We start from the raw sequence: 18,496 nt of genomic DNA, 5'->3' as shown, positions 1-18,496 counted from the left end.
GCGGGGCCACCGGTAGTTGCTTAGCTCGCCAGTTTCTCGCTCAAGAGGTCAAGCTGGCCCATGCAACCCAGATTGGCCAGCGCAACGGCTAGATCTTCGGGATCTTGCGGCGTTTCGTCCAGCGCGATGAATTCGAGGCGCTGCTTCGCCCCGCCCGCCGGACCCGACAGGTCGTAGAGCCGGTTCTGCGCCAGCGGCAGTTCGTCGGCGCTGAGCGACGCGGTGGCGGAGCCGTCCTCGAAGGTGAAATGGAGGTGGAAATCCGAAATCGCCGAACCCAGCACCCAGGTTTCCCCGCCTTCGATCGAGGGACGCCAGAAGGTGATGGCATCGCCTGCCGGGAGGCAGACCTTGCCCGGACGGCTGATGTCGATGTTCCACAGATTCGAATTGGTGGACGATCCGGTAGCCCCGCCGCGCACCGCCCCCGTCCGGACGCGGGCGCCCGACTGCTGGCGGGTGAGCATGGCAAAGGCGGTCCGCTTGCTCGCGCCGCGTGCCCCCACCCGGTGCGTGCCCGGACCCGAGATAACGCGTGTCCCGCTGCCGGTCAGCACGGTGATGCTGTCGCCGGTGCGGAGCGTAACGCTCGCCGCATCGTCGAGCTTCTTGCCCACCGGATAGGTTTCGGCAGACGGCCCGCTGGACTTGACCACCACCCCGGCCTGCGCGGGTGTCGATCCAAGAAAACCGAGCGCTGCAAACGAGAGCGCGGCCCCTGCGAGTATGTTCTTAACCGAGGACATAAGCCCCTCCATCATCCAGGTTCTGAATTCGATATAACAGGTTTTCCAGCGCCGTGTCAGCCGGATGACGGCTGACGACATCGGCGATGATCTCCGCTGCCCTAGCATCGTCCGTCCCGACCAGCTTGTATGCATCCGCCAGCAATGCCCGATCGGCAGCGGGGAAATCGGGTACCGGCTCCATCAGCTCGACGGCGCGCGCGCGTCCGCGCAGGACCACGCGGCCCATCGGACGCCACCAGTCGAGCCCCGCCCGGTCGGAGAATTCGCGGCTGGCCATGACGCTGGATGCCAGCGCCTTGTTGGCCGCCTCGAGCCGTGCGGCAGTGTTCATGCTGTCCCCCAGCGCGGTATACTGGATGCGGTTCTCGCCGCCGAAATTGCCGACCACCGCCTCGCCGAAATGCAGCCCCACGCGGGTTTTGCCGATCTTGGGCAGCCCGGCGTCCATCGCCGCGACTTCTTCGCGAAACGCCTCGCCCGCCTGCCACAGGGCGTAACCGGCGCGGGCGGCGCGCTCGCCATCGTCGGGCCGCGCGATCGGTGCGCCCCAGAAGGCGACCACCGCATCGCCGACGAATTTGTCGATCACGCCGCCATGATCGAGCACCACGTCCGACAGCATGTCGAGATAGCGGTTGAGCAGCTTGGCGACCATTTCCGGCTCGATCGCATGGCTCATCTTGGTGAAGCCTTCGAGGTCCGAGAACAGTACGAAGAGTTCCTTCTTCTCGCCATGAAGCGAGAGCAACTGCGGGTTTTCGAGGATTTCCTGCGCCATTTCGCGCGGGAGGTATTTGCCCAGCGCGCCTTGCGCGAAATTCCGCTGCACCGCGCCGCTCGCGCGCGCGGCGGACACCACTGCGGTAAAGGCGATGATCCAGCCAAGCAGCCAGCCGGCAGCGGGCACGCCGAGCGTATCGACCCCCTGCCATTCCATCACGAAAGGCACGCCGATAAAGGTGCCGAACTGCGCCGCGAGCAGCAGGTAGATGCGCCAGCTACCCCATTCGAGCAGACCGGTGAGCACGGCAGTGGCGACCACCAGTATCGCCATCATCCACAGGGTGAGGCCCCCCACCTGCCCGCGCCGATCGCCGTCGAGCATTTGCGCGATCATATCCGCATGGACGCGCAGCCCGGCGGGATTTTCGCCGATGACGCTGGAGAGGGTGGTCTGGACGCGGTCGTAATCGATGATGTCGCCGCCGACGAGGATATAGCGGCCTTCGATCTGTTCGCGCAGCATGGCGCGCACCTCGGGAATTTCCATCAGCACCGGATCGAGGAAATTGTCGATCTGGAGACGTCCGTACATCGGCTCGTTCTCGAACGCGGGATGGCGATAGCGCAACGCCCCTTCGTAGCCCGGCAGTGCCAGCTCGCCCTCGCCCGCGGCGCGGAGCATGGCGCGGCCCAGCACCGGCGGCAGGTCGGGTTCGATGCTCGGCCATTTGCGCGTCACGCCATTGGTGTTGTCGAGCCGGATGCTGGCGGGGGTCGCATTCGACCCTTCGAGCTGGGCGAGGAACTCCTCGAGATAGACCTGCTGGTCGTAGACGATATCGGCTTCATTGGTCGCGAAATTGGCGTAGCCGACGAGCGTCGGGGTCTGCATGCCGCGCAAGGTGGCGAGCAGCTCGGCATCCTCGTCCTGCGGCTGGTCGAACAGAATATCGAGCCCGATCGCCTTGGGCTCCATCCCGTCGATGATCTGCAGCGCGCGCGACAGCATCCCGCGATCGAGCGGCGAGCGTTTGCGCGCGGCGATCAGCGTCTGGTCGTCATAGACCACCATCGTGATGCGATCGTCCTGTTCGATCTTGTCCGCCAAGATCGAGCTGCGCCAGTCATACAGCGCGCGTTCGGCGTCGCCCGTACCCGGCGTGGTGATGTCGACATTCTCGGCGCCTTCGATACGCCATTCGTCGGGGACCACCTCGTGCGGGATGTTCCAGCTGTAGCGCGCGATCAGCAGCGCCATGAGCACCAGCACCGCGGTCAACACCAGACGACGCGGGCCGGCCTCGCGCACATTGCGCCAGCCGCGGATCAGCAGATTGTCGTCCCTGTCCTCGCTCAACCCCCGCCTCCCCGCGGTCCATCGAACGACCCATTTTTATTGTGTTATCCGGCGGTTGTAGAGCAGTAACGCAATGCCGCAACCCCCGTTAGCGTCATGCCATATCGGGATCGTTCCACGCCAGCACCGGCTTGCGCGCGGCCTGCGTTTCGTCGAGCCGGCGCCGCGGCGCGTAGTGCGGCGCGGTCTTGAGCGTTTCGTCACCCGCCTTGGCGCGCCCGGCTACGCTGCGCAGCGCCATGATGAACTGGTCGAGCGCCGCCTTGCTCTCGGTCTCGGTCGGTTCGACCAGCATCGCGCCATGCACCACCAGCGGGAAATACATCGTCATCGGGTGATAGCCCTCGTCGATCAGCGCCTTGGCCAGATCGAGCGTCGAGACATCGTCGGCGAAGCCTTTGTCGCTGAACAGCGCTTCATGCATGCACGGCCCGCTGTGGCCGAAGGGTGCATCGAGCACGTCTTCGAGGCTGCGCAGGATGTAATTGGCATTGAGCACGGCGTCTTCGGACACCTGCTTGAGGCCATCGGCACCGTGGCTGAGGATATAGGCCAGCGCGCGGGTGAACATGCCCATCTGACCGTGGAAAGCGGTCATCCGGCCGAAGGCCTTGGTGTGGTCGAATTCGGCAGCGTTCTCTTCCTCGACCAGGCGGACCACGCCATCCTTGGTCCGCGCGGTGAACGGCAGCGGGCCATAGGGGCAGAGCGCTTCGGATAGCACGACCGGGCCCGAACCCGGGCCGCCGCCGCCATGCGGGGTGGAGAAGGTCTTGTGCAGGTTGATGTGCATCGCATCGACGCCGAGGTCGCCGGGGCGCACCTTGCCGACGACGGCATTGAAGTTCGCGCCGTCGCAATAGACGAAGCCGCCGGCCTCGTGGACCGCATCCGAAATCGCCTTCATGTCGCGTTCGAACAGGCCGCAGGTGTTGGGATTGGTGATCATCACCCCCGCAACATCGGGGCCAAGGCGCGCCTTCAGCGCTTCTAGATCGACCCTTCCGTCGGAATTGGCCGGAATATCCTCGACACGGTAGCCGGCGAAAGCCGCGGTGGCGGGGTTGGTGCCATGCGCGCTTTCGGGGACGAGGATGACCTCGCGCGCATCGCCGCGGGCTTCGAGCGCGGCACGGATGCACAAGATGCCGCATAATTCGCCATGCGCCCCGGCCTTGGGGCTCATCGCGACGCCCTGCATTCCGGTCAGATCGATCAGCCAGAATGCCAGTTCGTTGATCACTTCGAGCGCGCCTCGCACCGTATCGACCGGCTGCAGCGGATGGACGTCGGCAAAGCCAGGCATGCGCGCGATCTTCTCGTTGAGCCGCGGATTATGCTTCATGGTGCACGAGCCGAGCGGGAACAGACCGAGGTCGATCGCGTAGTTCTGCCGGCTCAGGCGCGTGTAGTGGCGCACGGTTTCGGGTTCGGACAGGCCCGGCAGGCCGATCGGATCCTTGCGGTCGAACCCGCCGAGGCGATTGGCTCCCGCCTGCGGTTCGGGCAGGTCCACCCCGGTGGTTTCGACATGGCCGATCTCGAACAGTAGCGGTTCCTCGAGCATCAGCGCGCGGTTGCCGGTGGCGGTATCGGGACCGCTCATCGCATTGTGTCCTTCGACGGGGGTGCCGGGCTTCCAGCCCGATGCGTTGGGCGCGTTCATGCCAGCACCTCCTCGAGTGCGGAGGCAAGCGTTTCCACATCCTCCTCGGTCGTTGTTTCGGTAACCGCGACGAGCAGCCCGTTGGACAGCGCATCATGGCCCGGGAACAGCCGTGCGAGCGAGACGCCCGCGAGGATGTCCTGCTGCGTCAGCTTGCGCACGATGCTGCGCGCATCGCCGTCGAGCAGCAGCGTGAACTCGTTAAAGAAGGTGTCGTTGAGCAGCTTCACGCCGGGCACCTTGGCCAGCCGGTCGGCGGCAAAGCAGGCGAGCCGGTGGTTCTCCATCGCCAGCCGGCGCAGCCCCTTTTCGCCGAGCAGCGTCATATGGACATTGAACGCCAGCGCGCAGAGCCCCGAATTGGTGCAGATGTTCGAAGTCGCCTTCTCGCGGCGGATATGCTGTTCGCGCGTCGACAGCGTTAGCACGAAGCCGCGCTTGCCCTCCGCATCGGCAGTCTCGCCGCACAGGCGCCCCGGCATCTGCCGGACATGCTTTTCATCGCGCACGGCGAACAGGCCGAGATAGGGGCCGCCGAATTGCAGGCCGACGCCGATCGACTGGCCTTCGCCAACTACGATATCCGCGCCCAGCTCACCCGGCGATGCAATCGCGCCGAGCGCCACGGGTTCGGTGTTGACCGCGATCAGCAGCGCGCCCTTGTCATGCGCGGCCTCGGCGATTTTCGCGAGGTCGGGCAGGCGGCCGAGGATATCGGGATATTGCACCACGACGCAGCTGGTGTCCCCGTCGATCCGCGCGATCAGCCCGTCATCGTCGGGCCTGGCGGTCAGGCTGGGCGGCGCACCGGCGATCTCGTCGTCGGTGAACTTGGCCATCGTCCGCACCACTTCGGCATAATGCGGGTGAAGCGCGCCCGAGAGCACGACCTTGCGCTTCTTGCCGCGCGCCACACGGCCCGCCATCGCCACCGCTTCCCAGCATGCGGTCGAGCCGTCGTACATCGAGGCATTGGCGACCGCGCAGCCATAGAGCCGCGCGACCTGCGTCTGGAATTCGAACAGCATCTGCAGCGTGCCCTGCGCGATTTCGGGCTGGTAGGGCGTGTAGGCGGTCAGGAACTCGCCGCGCTGGATGATGTGGTCGACGCTGGCCGGGATATGGTGCTTGTACGCCCCTGCCCCGAGGAAGAACGCCGCATCGGCTGCGGCGAGGTTCTTCTTGCTCAGCCGCCGCATATGCTTCTCGACCGCCATTTCGCTGGCGTGCATCGGCAGGCCTTCGATCGGGCCGGAGAGCCGCGCCGCCTCGGGCACATCGGCAAACAGCGCATCGATATCGGGCGCGCCGATCGTGTCGAGCATGGCCGAACGGTCGGTATCGGTCAGGGGTAGGTAGCGCATCGTGGTTCCTTCACGCCCCACAGGGCATCAGCGGATCAAAGCCCGTCGCAGAAGCTCTTGTAGGCGGCCAGGTCCATCAGACCGTCGAACTCCGACTTGTCGCCGATGGTCATCTTGAAGAACCAGCCGTCCTCTTCGGGAGCGGTGTTGACCAGCGCGGGGTCGTCTTCGAGCGCGTCGTTGGTTTCCATGATCTCGCCGCTGATCGGCGCGTAGACATCGCTCGCCGCCTTGACGCTTTCGACCACGGCGGCATCCTTGCCCTTCTCGATCACGCTGCCGACATCGGGCAGTTCGACGAAGACGATGTCGCCCAGCTGGCCTTGTGCGTAATCGGTGATCCCGACGGTGGCGGTGTCGCCCTCGACGTCGATCCATTCATGTTCATCGGTAAAATAGCGGGCCATTTCGATCATTTCCCTCTGTGGTAGCGATGGGGGACGAAGGGGAGCGAGGCGACCGTGGCGGGGAGCCTCTTCTTCCGCACCTCGACTTCGAGTTCGGTGCCTTCGGCGGCAAGCGCGGTGTTGACATAGCCCATGGCGATGGGCCGTTCGAGCGTGGGGGAGAAGCCGCCGCTGGTGATGCGGCCGACCTGCGTATCGCCCGAATAGACCAGCGCGCCTTCGCGGGCGGGCATCCGGCCGTCGATGGCGAGGCCGACGCGCTTCTGGGCGGGTCCCTCGGTAAACGCCTTCATCACGGGTTCGTGACCCATCCAGCCGCCTTCCTCGCGGCGGCGCTTGGTCAGCGCAAAGCCGAGATCGGCGGAGACGGGATCGGTTTCGGGGGTGATGTCGTGGCCATAGAGCGGCAGGCCCGCTTCGAGCCGCAGGCTGTCGCGCGCGCCCAGACCGATCGGGCGCACTTCGATTTCGGCGCACAGGCGATCGGCGAGGCTTTCGGCGAATTCGGCCGGGACCGAGATTTCGAACCCGTCCTCGCCGGTATAGCCCGAACGCGTGATCCGCAGAGGCCATTCGCCGAAGTCGTGGACCACGCTTTCCATGAAGACCATGTCGTCGATGACATTGCGCATCACGCGGTTGAGCGCGGTCGCCGCATTGGGGCCCTGCAGCGCGATCAGCGCGTGTTCGTCCATGTGGGTGAGCGTGACATCGTCATCGAGATGTTCGCGCAGATGGGCGATGTCGTCCCATTTCATCGCGCCATTGACCACGAGGTAATAGGCCGGTTCGCCCCAGTGTCCCTCGGTGCCCGCTTCTTCGTCGCCTTCGATCCACGGCGTCGCATTGGTGACCATGAGATCGTCGAGGATGCCGCCATCCTCGCCGATCAGCAGCGAATAGCGCACCTTGCCCGGCTTGAGCGATGCGATCGCCCCGGGTAGCAGCTTTTCGAGTTCCGCAGCGGCCTTGTCGCCGGTGACCATCAGCTGGCCCATATGGCTGACATCGAACAGGCCTGCCTGGGTGCGGGTCCAGCCATGTTCGATAACGATGCCTTCGTACTGGATCGGCATGTGGTACCCCGCAAAGGGTACCATCCGCGCGCCCTTGCGGCGATGCCACGCATCGAGCGGCAGCGTTTCGGTTTCGGCAATCGTATCTTCGGTGTCGTCGCTCAAGTCCCGTCCCTCACAAGCATGGGGGCGCGCCCTCGCGGTGCGCCGAAAACCATGCCCCCTCTGTCGGGAAACCTGAGAGACTGGCGCACGGATGGGTGCGCTTACCCCTTCGGTGGCCGCGCGCAGGCGCGCGGCGCTTTCCAGAGTGCCGATGGAGCGCACGGTCCGTTTAGCCTGAGAGTTTCCGGGGCGGTTGCTCCTTCGGCGCCGGATGGACGTCGCCATCCGGGCTCTCCCGTGCGCGCCTGCCGCAGAATCGCTCCTGCAGCCGACCTGTGCTGCACTGCGATATTACCGCAGCGCGGTCAATCCAGGTTTGGCCGCAACCAGCGTTCCGCCGTGGCGATATCCACATTGCGGCGGGCGGCATAGTCTTCCAACTGGTCGCGCCCGACGCGGGCCACGCCGAAATATTGCGCTTCGGGGTGGCCGAAATAGAACCCGCTGACCGCGGCGGTGGGATACATGGCGAAGTTCTCGGTCAGGCTGATGCCGGTATTCGCCTCGGCATCGAGCAGTTCGAACAGGATCGGCTTGAGGCTGTGATCGGGGCAGGCGGGATAGCCCGGCGCTGGGCGGATCCCGCGATATTGCTCCTTGATCAGCGCTTCATTGGTCAGCTGTTCCTGCGGGGCATAGCCCCACAGATCGGTGCGCGCATGCTGGTGCAGCCGCTCGGCAAAAGCCTCGGCGAACCGGTCCGCCAGCGCCTTGAGCAGGATGTCCGAGTAATCGTCCTTGTCGGCGAGGAAGCGCTGCGAATGCTCCTCGATCCCGTGGATGCCGACCGCGAAGCCGCCCAGCCAGTCACCCGCCGGATCGATGAAATCGGCGAGGCACATATTGGCGCGGTCGCGCGATTTCTTCACCTGCTGGCGCAGGAAGGGCAGCGTCACATGCCGCTCTTCCTCGGCCAGGTGCAGCGTGACATCGTCGCCATCGCGCGCGCAGGGCCAGAAGCCCGCGACCCCGCGCGGGGTGAACCATTTCTCGGTCACGATCCGGTCGAGCATTGCCTCGGCATCGGCCTTGAGGCTGCGCGCGCTTTCGCCGACCACCGGATCGTCGAGAATCTTGGGATAGGTGCCGTGCAATTCCCACGCACGGAAGAACGGCGTCCAGTCGATATAGCTGCGCAGTTCGGCAAGGTCCCAATCATCGAACACATGCACGCCGGGGTGCAGCGGCGGGGCGGCCTTGTCGGACAGGAACGCGTCGTAGAAATTAGCCCGCGCATCGGCGAGGCTGAGCAATTCGCTCTGCCCCTTGCCCGCACGTGTATCGCGGACATGGGTATAGTCGGCGGCGGTGGTGTCGACGAATTCATCGCGCTGCGTGTCGGACAGGAGACGGCTGACCACGCCGACCGCGCGGCTGGCGTCGAGCACGTGGATCACCGGCCCGGGATAGGCGGGATCGATGCGCAGCGCGGTGTGCACCTTGCTAGTGGTCGCCCCGCCGATCAGCAGCGGCATGGTCATTTCCGCGGTCTTCATTTCCTCCGCCACGGTGACCATTTCGTCGAGCGAAGGGGTGATAAGACCCGACAGGCCGATCATGTCGGCATCGTGTTCCTTCGCCGCGGCAAGGATCTGCGACCAGGGCACCATCACGCCCAGGTCGATCACTTCATAGCCATTGCACTGCAACACCACGCCGACGATGTTCTTGCCGATGTCGTGCACATCGCCCTTCACCGTCGCCATGATGATGATGCCCTTGGCGCGCGCGCCTTCTTCCTTCCCCGCTTCGATGAAGGGAATCAGATGCGCGACCGCCTTTTTCATCACGCGCGCCGATTTGACCACTTGCGGGAGGAACATCTTGCCGCTGCCGAACAGGTCGCCGACGACATTCATGCCGTCCATCAGCGGGCCTTCGATCACTTCGATCGGACGGTCGAAACGCTGGCGCGCCTCTTCGGTGTCGGCCACCACATGCGCGTCGATGCCCTTGACCAGCGCGTGTTCGAGCCGGCGTTCGACCGGCCAGCCGCGCCATTCCTCGGCGGCCTTTTCCTCGGCCGCGGTCTTGCCCTTGTAGCTCTCGGCAAGGTCGATCAGCCGCTCGGTCGCATCGGGGCGGCGCATGAGGATCACATCCTCGCACGCCTCGCGCAGGACGGAGTCGATCTGGTCGTAGACGTCGAGCTGGCCCGCATTGACGATCGCCATGTCGAGCCCGGCGGGGATCGCATGGTAGAGGAAGACCGAATGCATGGCGCGGCGCACGGTCTCGTTACCGCGGAAGCTGAAGCTCAGATTGGACAGTCCGCCGCTGGTGCGCACATGCGGGAGCTGCGCCTTGATCTCGGCCAGCGCTTCGATGACGTCGAGCCCGTAGCGGTCGTGCTCCTCGATCCCGGTCGCGACTGCGAAAATGTTCGGATCGAAGATGATGTCCTCGGGCGGGAAGCCGATCCCGGTAAGCAGGTCGTAGGCGCGCGAGCAGATGGCGACCTTGCGATCCTTGGTGTCCGCCTGACCGGTCTCGTCGAACGCCATGACGACCACTGCCGCGCCATAGTCCATGCATTTGCGGGCTTGCTCGAGGAACTGCGCCTCGCCCTCTTTCATGCTGATCGAATTGACGATCGGCTTGCCCGAAACGCATTTGAGGCCGGCCTCGATCACGTCCCATTTGGAACTGTCGATCATCACCGGGACACGCGCGATGTCGGGTTCGGCGGCGATCAGCTTGAGGAAGGTGGTCATGGCATGCTCGGCATCGAGCAGGCCCTCGTCCATATTAACGTCGATCACCTGCGCACCGTTTTCGACCTGCTGGCGCGCGACTTCCACCGCGGTATCGTAATCGCCCGCCATGATCAGTTTCTTGAACCGCGCCGAGCCGGTCACATTGGTGCGTTCGCCGATATTGACGAAGCGGGCGGTGGATTGGTCGGTCATTGCTCAGTCTCGGTCGAGTTCGCGTGCGAGCACGACATCATCGTAAAGTGTGCCGCCGACATCGAAGCGGCGCGTCGCGATCTTCCTGAACCCCTGCTTGGTATAGAAGGCGATGGCGCGGCGGTTGTCGTCCTTTACGCCGAGCAGCAGACGCTGATGCCCCCGCGCACCGGCCTTGGCCGCGTCGAACAGCTCGCGCGCGATACCGCTGCCGTGGAACCGCGACAGCAGGTAGATTTTCTTGAGCTCGATATCGCCATCGCGCGCGGCATCGAGTTCGGGCCGGTTGAGCAGGGCGTAGCCGACCGGGGCATCGTCGACTTCCGCCAGCCATGCCCGCGCGCCTGCGTCCAGAAGCCGGGCGAGATAGGCGGGTGCATGCTGCGTCTCGCAATGCGCGACCAGTGCATCGCCCGCGATCATTCCGGCGAAGGTTTCGAGGAAGGAGGCGTTGGCGATCAATGACAGCCGCCCGGCGTCAGCGACGCCTGCGGTGCGGATGACCGCGCGGTTCGCAAGCGAATCGCTCATGCCGCAACCGTAAACGGCTCGAGCCCCGCGAGGCGCATGTCGGGCTTCGTGCTCGGCGGGATACGCGGCGCCAGCCCTTCGACCGCTGCCGCCATCGCGGCGATATGCGCCGGGGTCGAGCCGCAGCAGCCGCCCAGCGCATTGATGCGGCCGTTCTCCGCCCAGACCCGGGTCAGCGCCGCGGTGGTTTCGGGCAGCTCGTCATATTCGCCCAGATCATTGGGCAGGCCGGCGTTGGGATAAGCCATCAGATAGGTATCGGCGATATCGGACAGCAGCTGGACATGCGGGCGCAGCTGTTCGGCGCCGAAGCTGCAATTGAGTCCGATGGTCAGCGGCTTGGCATGCCGCACCGTGTACCAGAACGCCTCGACCGTATGGCCCGACAGATTGCGCCCCGACAGGTCGGTCAGCGTCAGCGAGATCATCAACGGGAGATCGCGGCCAAGCTCGCGTTCGAGCTGTCTCACCGCCATGATCGCGGCCTTGCAATTGAGCGTGTCGAACACGGTTTCGATGAGAATGAAATCGGCCCCGCCCTCGACCAGCGCGCGGCACTGGTCGACATAGACCGCGACGATTTCGTCGAAGGTAACCTCGCGAAAGCCCGGGTCCTCGACATCGGGCGACAGCGACAGCGTCTTGTTGGTCGGCCCCACCGCCCCCGCGACAAAGCGCGGTACGCCATCGGTGCGCGCGTCGATCGCCTCGCGGATGATGCGCGCTGCGGCGACATTGATCTCGTGGACCAGGTCCTCCGCCCCGTAATCCGCCTGGCTGATCCGGTTGGCGTTGAAGGTGTTGGTGGCGAGGATATGCGCGCCCGCGTCGATATAGCTGTCGCAGATCGCCCGGATCACCTGCGGCTGGGTCAGGTTGACGAGGTCGTTATTGCCCTTCTGGTCCTGTTCCAGAGCGGTGCCCGCAGCGTAGTCTTCAGGCTTCAGCCCGGCCTGCTGGATTGCGGTGCCATATGGGCCGTCCTTGATCAGGATCCGCTGCGCCGCGGCAGCCTCGAATTGCTCGCGCTTGGTCATGGCTTCGCTTTCGGACGCAGGCCGAGCATGTGGCAGATCGCATAGCTGAGCTCGGCGCGGTTGAGAGTGTAGAAATGGAACTGGCGCACCCCGCCCGCATAGAGGCGGCGGCACATTTCGGCGGCGATGGTCGCGCTGACCAGCTGGCGCGCGGCGGGCTGGTCGTCGAGCCCTTCGAACAGCCCTTCCATCCAGTGCGGGATCGCGGTGCCGCAAAGCCCGGACATCCGCTGGACCGCGGCGAAGCTCATCACCGGCATGATCCCGGGCACGATCTCGCCCTCGATCCCGGCGGCGGCGGCCTTGTCGCGGAACTCGAAGAAGCATTGCGGATCGAAAAAGAACTGCGTGATCGCGCGGGTCGCGCCGGCATCGAACTTGGCCTTGAGATTGGCGATGTCGGCCTGCGCATCGGGGGAATCGGGGTGAACCTCGGGATAGGCGGCGACCGAAATCTCGAAATCGGCGATCTGCTTCAGTCCGGCGATCAGCTCGACCGCATTGGCATAGCCGCCCGGGTGCGGCGTGTAGCGCGAATGGCCGTCGGGCGCGTCACCGCGCAGCGCGACGATGTGGCGGATGCCTTCCTCCCAATAGTGCCGCGCGACCGCATCGACCTGTTCGCGCGTTGCATCGACACAGGTCAGATGCGCAGCGGCGGGGATATGCGCTTCGTTCTGGATGCGCACGACCTGTTCATGCGTGCGTTCGCGCGTCGAACCGCCTGCTCCATAGGTGACGCTGGCGAAGCGCGGTCCAAGCGGGGCGAGCGTTTCGACGCTGTGCCACAGCGTTTCGTTCATCTTGTCATTCTTGGGCGGGAAGAATTCGAAGCTCACCTCGACGTCGCCGGGCAGGCCGGAGAACAGCGGGGCGTCGAGCGCGCGCTGGGCTTCGCGCATCTGGTCCATCGTCGGGCTCATGATGCGGCCTTCCTGTTTGCGGCGCGCCGCTGCGCAATCCAGATCTTCACCACCAGTTCTCCATCCTCCAGCGCCATCGGGGCCGCTGGCTCGAACCCTGCTTCGTCGAGCAGGCTGGCCATCTGGCCATCTTCGAAGCCCAGCCGCGCATGCGCATGGCGATCGCGCAACTCCTCGCGCTGGTGCGCGGCGAAATCGACGATCGCGATCCGTCCTTCGGGGCGCGTCACACGCGCCGCCTCGGCCAGCGCCGCGCCCGGGTTCTGCGCGAAATGCAGGACCTGATGGAACAGCACCGTGTCGAAACTTTCCGCGGCAAACGAAAGCGAAGCGAAATCGCCCTGCACCAGTTCGACCCGTTCGGTCGGCAGGTGCTGCAGTTTGGCGCGCGCCACCCGCAGCATCGCGAGGCTCTTGTCGAGCGCCACGATCCGCTCGGCGCGTTCGGCGAAAAGTTCGGCCATGCGGCCCGTGCCGGTCCCGATATCGAGCAGGCGTCCGAGCGACCTGGTGCCGAGGGCTTTGCCCAGCGCGGCCTCCACCGCCTCGTCAGAGGAATGCAGGCGGCGCAGTTCGTCCCAATCATGCGCGTGGTCGGAGAAATACACTTGCGCTTCGCTCTCGCGATGCTGGCGGATCGCTGCAAGCTTGCGGCGGTCCTGCTCGCATTGCTCGGCAAATGGCGCGTCGGTCGCTTCGGCTTCGACCAGCAGATCGGCAACTGCCGCGCATAGCGGCGGCGCCTCGCTGGCATTCGCGCAAGCGCGCAGGAAGACCCAGCTGCCTTCGCGGCGGCGTTCGGCCAGACCCGCATCGCACAGGATGCCGATATGCCGCGATACGCGGGGCTGGCTCTGCCCCAGCACCTGCGCGACTTCGCCCACGGCCAGTTCCATCGATCCCAGCAGGCGCATGATCCTGAGACGGGTAGGGTCGGCCAAGGCCCGGAAGAGAGTATCGGTGCGCATTGCAGGACGGATATAAAGATATTTTTATATCTGTAAATCACCTCCCTTCACAAGCGGCTTGCGGCGCGACCCACAAAGCGAAGAACCTACCAAAACAAGATGTTTACCTATTTGTGGGACACGGGCCTGCCATGGCACGCCGCCCCACCGATTACGCCGCCGAACGCGAGCGTTTCGTTGAAGACCTGCTCGCCATCATGTCGGTGGAGGAGAAGGTCGGGCAATTGGCGCTCGAACGCGCGCCCGATCCAGCCGATACCGATGCAATCGATCGCGTGCGCGACCAGCTCCGCCGGGGCCAGTTGAGCGGTCTCGTGGGTCCCGGCTCGCCCGCCGAGTTTGCCACTCTCCAGAGTATGGCCATCGAAGAAACCCGCTTGGGCATTCCCCTGCTCTATGCCGCCACTCCCGGTCGCGGCGAAGCGGTCATCATGCCGAGCCCCTTCGCGCTGGCCGCAAGCTGGGCGCCCGAGGTGGTCGAGCGCGCCGCGCGCATCGTTGCCGCCGAGGCGCGGGATAGAGGCAAGAACTGGCTGCTCGGGCCCTCCGTCGCGCTGAGCACATCGCATACCGACAAGGATCTTTCCGCGAGCTGGGGCGCATCAGGGCTGCTGGCCCGGTGCCTGGCATCGGCCACCGTGCGCGGGCTGCAGTTCGAGGATCAGGAAGGCGGCAGCATGCTCGCGTGCCTGCGCGTGGATAACCCCTCGTGGACGGGTCGCCGCGGCGCGCACTTGCCCGCGGACCAGCTGCGCCTGGTCGCAGGTGTGCTGCGCGAATCGCCCCCGGCCAGTATCGCGCTTGGCCGGATTGCCTCTTCGCTCGACAACGGCGACCAGTCGACCAGTGCGACCTTTGCCATTGGCGGGCCTGGCGGTTTCGAAGGGATCGACCTCGCCGAATGGACGGAAATCGCCAAGGCGGCAGGACAGGATCTGACCGGCGCACCCTATGCCGACATCTCTGTCGCCGCAGTGGTGGCAGCGGTTGCAGACGGGCGCGTGACGCCGCTGCAGCTCGACGATGCCGTGCGCAAGGTGCTGGGCGCGAAATACGACCTTGGCCTGTTTCGCAGCGCGGGACCGGAAGAAACCGAAACGCCGAAGCGGTCGGCGGCGGGAGCGCGAACCGTTGCGCTCGATGCCGCACGCCACGCGATCATCCTGCTCCGCAACGACCCTGCGCTGCTTCCGCTGAGCATCGATTCGGGCGAAATCCTCGTCGTCGGCCAAGCTGCCGGTGACCGGTCGCTGCCCACCGGCGGATTGCCGCAGGAAGGGGCCAGCCTGATCGACGGGTTCGACACCCGTGAACTGGCGCACAATTTCGTACCCGGGCTGGCCTTGCGCCGGGATCAGGCAGGATCGTCGTCGGGTGATCTGATCGATGCGGACCATATGGCGATCGGCATGGCCAGCGAAGCCGCCCGCCGCGCGGGAACGGTCATTGTCACGCTCGGCGAAACCAGCACGCTGACCGCAGCGCAGCAGACGCTGCTCGAGGCGCTCTATGCGGTCAACCGGAGCATCGTGCTGATCACGCTCGGAGCGCGTCCGCTCGATCCCGACATCAGCGGCGCGAAACTGCCCTGCATTATCCACGCGGGTCAGCTGGGCAGTATGTCGGGCCATGCCATCACCGATGTCCTGACTGGCGAATTCGCGCCCTGCGGCCGCCTGCCGATACCGCTGGTCGACCGCGGCCGGGTGGGCCTGACCTTCGGGCACGGGCTCAATTATTCCGAATTCGGGCTCGGCCAGACCACGACCGAACTGGGGCACGACCGGCTCGTTGTGAGTACCGTTCTGCACAATGTCGGGGGCCATGAGGGCACCGAAACCGTCCAGCTTTACCTGCGCCGCCCCGGCGGACGCGGGCAGGAGCGGACCGAACTGGCCGATTTCCAGCGGGTCTTGCTCGGCGGCGGGGAAACCCGCCAGATACTGTTCGAAGTCGGCGGCAACCAGCTTGGCCGGTTCGAACGCGACGGACGCTTCGTGATCGATCCGGGCACCTATGAAGTCTCGGTCGGGCTGAGCGAGGACCGCGCCCACGCGATCGAGATCGCAGTTCCGCAAGCGGTCGCCGACGCGATGGGCAAGGCGCGCGCCTCCGAACCGCTGCCGGCCCTGTTCGGCAAACTGCGCAGCGTCGGTTAGCCGCCTTCCCCAAGGCGCCAAAAATCCGTTTCGGCTTCGCCCGCCAGCGTGTAGGGCACCGCCATGCGCGACGCTTTCGGCCGCCAGATCGACTATATTCGCCTGTCGGTGACCGACCGCTGCAATCTGCGCTGCACCTATTGCATGGCGGAAGACATGCAGTTCCTCCCCCGCCGGGACCTGCTGACATTCGAGGAAATCGAGGCGCTGGCGCGGCATCTGGTCGCGCGCGGCGTCCGCCGCATCAGGCTGACCGGCGGCGAACCCCTGGTGCGCAAGGGCATTATGGATCTGGTCGGCAGGCTGGCGCGGCTGCGTAGTGAAGGCCTCGAGGAACTCACTCTCACCACCAATGGCACCCGCCTGCCCGACATGGCGCAGGATTTGTATGATGCGGGCGTGCGGCGGATCAATGTCAGCTTGGACACGCTCGACCGTGAACGCTTCGCCCAGCTGACGCGGCGCGACGAGTTCGACCGGGTTATCAGCGGGATCGAGGCGGCCCGCGCGGCAGGCCTCGCGATCCGCATCAATGCCGTGGCGATGCGCGGTCTCAACGATGACGAACTGCCCGCGCTGCTCGGCTGGTGCAGCGAGCGCGGGCTGGACCTTGGCCTGATCGAGGCGATGCCGCTGGGCGAAGTGTCGCTCGACCGACAATCGACGCATCTGCCGCTCGACGAGGTTCGCGCCAAGATCGAACGCAGTTTCACGCTCGTCCCCTCGCTCCACCGCACGGGCGGACCGGCACGCTATTTCGATGTCGCGGATACCGGCACCCGGCTCGGCCTCATTACGCCGCTGAGCGACAATTTCTGCGCGGGCTGCAATCGCATCAGGATCGGCGCGACGGGGACGGTCTATGGCTGCCTCGGGCACGACCAGAAGGTCGAACTGCGCGATATCATCCGCGCCGGCGGCGAAGAGGCGCTCGACGCGGCGCTCGACCGGCTGCTCGCGGGCAAGCCGCTGCGCCATGCCTTCGACGTTGACCAGCGCGAACCCGCGCTCGCCCGCCATATGAGCGTGACCGGCGGCTAGGTGAGGCCCGCGGTCCGGGCACCCGCGATTCCCGCGTAGGCAAAATCGCTTCGCCGCGTTAGGAACCCTGCAATGACACGATCGCCCTGGTACAGCCGCCTCGCCCTTGTCCTAGCGCTTCTGCTGCCGGTCTATTTCGCGGTCGCCGCGCTGGGCACCAAGTTCGGGCTGTGGAGCTGGCAGACGGGGCTGCTGACGATGACGATCAAGGCGGGGCCCATCCTGCTCGGCATCGTCGCATTGGTGGCGTTGGTGGCGCTAGTCGCCACGCTGCTGCGCAAACCGCGCCGGGGCTGGCTGCTTGCGTTGATCGCGCTGCTTGTGCCGCTCGGGATTTTTGCTGCGCTGGGCTATGTTCGCGGCCAGGCCGCGGATATTCCGCCGATCCACGACATCGCCACCGATGTCGCCAATCCTCCGACCTTCTCGCAAGCGGCAGTCGATCGCCGCAATGCGAGCGATGCCAATCCGCTCAACGACTACACCACCCCGCTCGGCGAACTGGATATGTGGGCCCAAACCGAAGCGCCGCTCGCGAACCAGTCGCATGCGCAGGTCATCACGCAAGCCTATCCCGATCTCGTATCGCTCCCCATTGGCACGGCCGACCGCGCGGCAGCTGTCGCGGCCGTGGCGGAGGCAATGGAGGAACTGGGCTTCGTGGATGTCACGGCCGATGCTGCAGCCGGGCACGTCGAAGGCGTCGCGGAGACTTTCTGGTTCGGCTTCAAGGACGACATGGTGGCCCGCGTTGCCGATGGCGAGATCGATTTCCGTTCGGTCTCGCGCGTCGGGATGAGCGACCTGGGTGCCAATGCGGCGCGGATCGCGAAATTGCGCGACGCGGTCGCCGCACGCCTCAATCCCTGAATTGCGTCACTGCCAGCGCGCTACGCTGGAACACGGTCAGCACGCATAGTGCGGCATAGCCATAGGCAATCGGCACGAACCATGCCGGGAACAGCGCAAAGGCGATGAACACCGCGATCGTTTCCGCGCCTTCGGCAAGTCCGGTGGAATAGAAGAAGCTCTTGCGGCCATGCGCGCGGGTTTCTTCGCCGCGCTCAGCCGCGACAACCGCGAAGGCCAGGAAGCTGACCCCGGTCAGCACGAACGCAGCGACCAGCACCAAGGCTGCTTGCGTGTTGGCGGGATCGAGGAACCCAAAGGCCAGCGGGATCGACACGTAGAAGGCGAAATCCGCGACGATATCGAAATAGCCGCCCAGCGCGGTGGGACCGTTGGCGCGCGCGACGGCGCCGTCGAGCCCATCGAGCAGCCGGTTGGCGATGATCAACGCCAGCCCGATTGCAAGCTGGCCAAGGGCAATCGCGCCAGCGCCCGCCAGCCCGAGCACGAGACCGAGGAAGGTCAGCATGTTTGCCGTCACGCCGCCCGCTGCCAGCGCACGTCCGATGCGATTCAGCGGCGGGTCGATCAGCGGGCGCAGCCTCGCGTCGAACATCGGTCGGCCTCCTTCC

General features: G+C 65.5%; 15 protein-coding genes and 1 riboswitch. Of the genes, 3 read left to right on the top strand and 12 right to left on the bottom strand.

Annotation, left to right across the window (positions count from 1 at the left end; translation table 11 throughout):
* Nucleotides 1–20: 20 nt before the first annotated feature.
* The 11 genes from VWN43_RS01660 to VWN43_RS01610 all read right to left on the bottom strand — a co-directional run bounded on the left by VWN43_RS01660 (nucleotide 21) and on the right by VWN43_RS01610 (nucleotide 13,815).
* Nucleotides 21–746: a hypothetical protein gene (locus VWN43_RS01660; RefSeq protein ID WP_253519574.1), complete on the bottom strand. Its 726-nt coding sequence runs from the start codon at nucleotides 744–746 to the stop codon at nucleotides 21–23.
* The gene (locus VWN43_RS01655) at nucleotides 733–2,829 is read right to left on the bottom strand and encodes an adenylate/guanylate cyclase domain-containing protein (protein ID WP_320180916.1); all 2,097 of its coding nucleotides are present in this window, start codon (nucleotides 2,827–2,829) and stop codon (nucleotides 733–735) included. The genes VWN43_RS01660 and VWN43_RS01655 overlap by 14 nt, the downstream gene beginning before the upstream one ends.
* Nucleotides 2,830–2,923: 94 nt before the next feature.
* On the bottom strand, nucleotides 2,924–4,495 hold the full coding sequence (gcvPB, locus tag VWN43_RS01650) for an aminomethyl-transferring glycine dehydrogenase subunit GcvPB (protein WP_320180917.1): 1,572 nt from the start codon (nucleotides 4,493–4,495) through the stop codon (nucleotides 2,924–2,926).
* On the bottom strand, nucleotides 4,492–5,859 hold the full coding sequence (gene gcvPA / locus VWN43_RS01645; protein ID WP_320180918.1) for an aminomethyl-transferring glycine dehydrogenase subunit GcvPA: 1,368 nt from the start codon (nucleotides 5,857–5,859) through the stop codon (nucleotides 4,492–4,494). Before gcvPA ends, gcvPB begins: the two co-directional genes overlap by 4 nt.
* Before the next feature lie 35 nt (nucleotides 5,860–5,894).
* Nucleotides 5,895–6,266, bottom strand: coding sequence for a glycine cleavage system protein GcvH (gcvH, locus tag VWN43_RS01640; protein ID WP_320180919.1), 372 nt, complete (start codon nucleotides 6,264–6,266; stop codon nucleotides 5,895–5,897).
* A gap of 5 nt (nucleotides 6,267–6,271) precedes the next feature.
* A complete protein-coding gene (gcvT, locus tag VWN43_RS01635; protein ID WP_320180920.1) occupies nucleotides 6,272–7,447 on the bottom strand; it encodes a glycine cleavage system aminomethyltransferase GcvT in 1,176 nt (391 codons plus the stop codon).
* Nucleotides 7,448–7,598: 151 nt separating this feature from the next.
* A riboswitch (glycine riboswitch) is annotated at nucleotides 7,599–7,695 on the bottom strand.
* Nucleotides 7,696–7,752: 57 nt separating this feature from the next.
* The gene (gene metH / locus VWN43_RS01630) at nucleotides 7,753–10,356 is read right to left on the bottom strand and encodes a methionine synthase (protein ID WP_320180921.1); all 2,604 of its coding nucleotides are present in this window, start codon (nucleotides 10,354–10,356) and stop codon (nucleotides 7,753–7,755) included.
* Nucleotides 10,357–10,359: 3 nt separating this feature from the next.
* Nucleotides 10,360–10,887: a GNAT family N-acetyltransferase gene (locus tag VWN43_RS01625; protein WP_320180922.1), complete on the bottom strand. Its 528-nt coding sequence runs from the start codon at nucleotides 10,885–10,887 to the stop codon at nucleotides 10,360–10,362.
* The gene (locus tag VWN43_RS01620; RefSeq protein WP_320180923.1) at nucleotides 10,884–11,924 is read right to left on the bottom strand and encodes a homocysteine S-methyltransferase family protein; all 1,041 of its coding nucleotides are present in this window, start codon (nucleotides 11,922–11,924) and stop codon (nucleotides 10,884–10,886) included. The genes VWN43_RS01625 and VWN43_RS01620 overlap by 4 nt, the downstream gene beginning before the upstream one ends.
* On the bottom strand, nucleotides 11,921–12,847 hold the full coding sequence (metF, locus tag VWN43_RS01615; protein ID WP_253519620.1) for a methylenetetrahydrofolate reductase: 927 nt from the start codon (nucleotides 12,845–12,847) through the stop codon (nucleotides 11,921–11,923). The genes VWN43_RS01620 and metF overlap by 4 nt, the downstream gene beginning before the upstream one ends.
* The gene (locus VWN43_RS01610) at nucleotides 12,844–13,815 is read right to left on the bottom strand and encodes an ArsR/SmtB family transcription factor (protein WP_253519624.1); all 972 of its coding nucleotides are present in this window, start codon (nucleotides 13,813–13,815) and stop codon (nucleotides 12,844–12,846) included. Before VWN43_RS01610 ends, metF begins: the two co-directional genes overlap by 4 nt.
* A 131-nt stretch (nucleotides 13,816–13,946) precedes the next feature.
* Between VWN43_RS01610 and VWN43_RS01605 the strand changes: the two genes are divergently transcribed.
* The 3 genes from VWN43_RS01605 to VWN43_RS01595 all read left to right on the top strand — a co-directional run bounded on the left by VWN43_RS01605 (nucleotide 13,947) and on the right by VWN43_RS01595 (nucleotide 17,885).
* Nucleotides 13,947–15,974: a glycoside hydrolase family 3 C-terminal domain-containing protein gene (locus VWN43_RS01605; protein ID WP_320180924.1), complete on the top strand. Its 2,028-nt coding sequence runs from the start codon at nucleotides 13,947–13,949 to the stop codon at nucleotides 15,972–15,974.
* 63 nt (nucleotides 15,975–16,037) lie between these two features.
* Nucleotides 16,038–17,015 (top strand): GTP 3',8-cyclase MoaA, encoded by a 978-nt coding sequence (gene moaA, locus VWN43_RS01600; protein WP_320180925.1) that lies wholly within the window; start codon nucleotides 16,038–16,040, stop codon nucleotides 17,013–17,015.
* A 72-nt stretch (nucleotides 17,016–17,087) separates the two neighbouring features.
* On the top strand, nucleotides 17,088–17,885 hold the full coding sequence (locus tag VWN43_RS01595) for a DUF1499 domain-containing protein (protein WP_320180926.1): 798 nt from the start codon (nucleotides 17,088–17,090) through the stop codon (nucleotides 17,883–17,885).
* Here the strand turns inward: VWN43_RS01595 and VWN43_RS01590 are convergent.
* The gene (locus VWN43_RS01590) at nucleotides 17,875–18,480 is read right to left on the bottom strand and encodes a CDP-alcohol phosphatidyltransferase family protein (protein ID WP_320180927.1); all 606 of its coding nucleotides are present in this window, start codon (nucleotides 18,478–18,480) and stop codon (nucleotides 17,875–17,877) included. The genes VWN43_RS01595 and VWN43_RS01590 overlap by 11 nt on opposite strands.
* Nucleotides 18,481–18,496 lie beyond the last annotated feature (16 nt).

The organism is Qipengyuania sp. HL-TH1, from assembly GCF_036365825.1.
GTDB lineage: Bacteria > Pseudomonadota > Alphaproteobacteria > Sphingomonadales > Sphingomonadaceae > Qipengyuania > Qipengyuania profunda.
The sequence above is the reverse complement of the archived record's forward strand: the minus strand, read 5'-3'. Positions and strand labels throughout refer to the sequence as shown.

Coding starts and splice junctions, on each gene's coding strand:
- VWN43_RS01660 (WP_253519574.1), bottom strand. CDS start 746: ATGTCCTCGGTTAAGAACATACTCGCAGGGGCCGCGCTCTCGTTTGCA.
- gcvPB (WP_320180917.1), bottom strand. CDS start 4,495: ATGAACGCGCCCAACGCATCGGGCTGGAAGCCCGGCACCCCCGTCGAA.
- gcvPA (WP_320180918.1), bottom strand. CDS start 5,859: ATGCGCTACCTACCCCTGACCGATACCGACCGTTCGGCCATGCTCGAC.
- gcvH (WP_320180919.1), bottom strand. CDS start 6,266: ATGGCCCGCTATTTTACCGATGAACATGAATGGATCGACGTCGAGGGC.
- metH (WP_320180921.1), bottom strand. CDS start 10,356: ATGACCGACCAATCCACCGCCCGCTTCGTCAATATCGGCGAACGCACC.
- VWN43_RS01625 (WP_320180922.1), bottom strand. CDS start 10,887: ATGAGCGATTCGCTTGCGAACCGCGCGGTCATCCGCACCGCAGGCGTC.
- VWN43_RS01620 (WP_320180923.1), bottom strand. CDS start 11,924: ATGACCAAGCGCGAGCAATTCGAGGCTGCCGCGGCGCAGCGGATCCTG.
- metF (WP_253519620.1), bottom strand. CDS start 12,847: ATGAGCCCGACGATGGACCAGATGCGCGAAGCCCAGCGCGCGCTCGAC.
- VWN43_RS01610 (WP_253519624.1), bottom strand. CDS start 13,815: ATGCGCACCGATACTCTCTTCCGGGCCTTGGCCGACCCTACCCGTCTC.
- VWN43_RS01605 (WP_320180924.1), top strand. CDS start 13,947: ATGGCACGCCGCCCCACCGATTACGCCGCCGAACGCGAGCGTTTCGTT.
- moaA (WP_320180925.1), top strand. CDS start 16,038: ATGCGCGACGCTTTCGGCCGCCAGATCGACTATATTCGCCTGTCGGTG.
- VWN43_RS01595 (WP_320180926.1), top strand. CDS start 17,088: ATGACACGATCGCCCTGGTACAGCCGCCTCGCCCTTGTCCTAGCGCTT.
- VWN43_RS01590 (WP_320180927.1), bottom strand. CDS start 18,480: ATGTTCGACGCGAGGCTGCGCCCGCTGATCGACCCGCCGCTGAATCGC.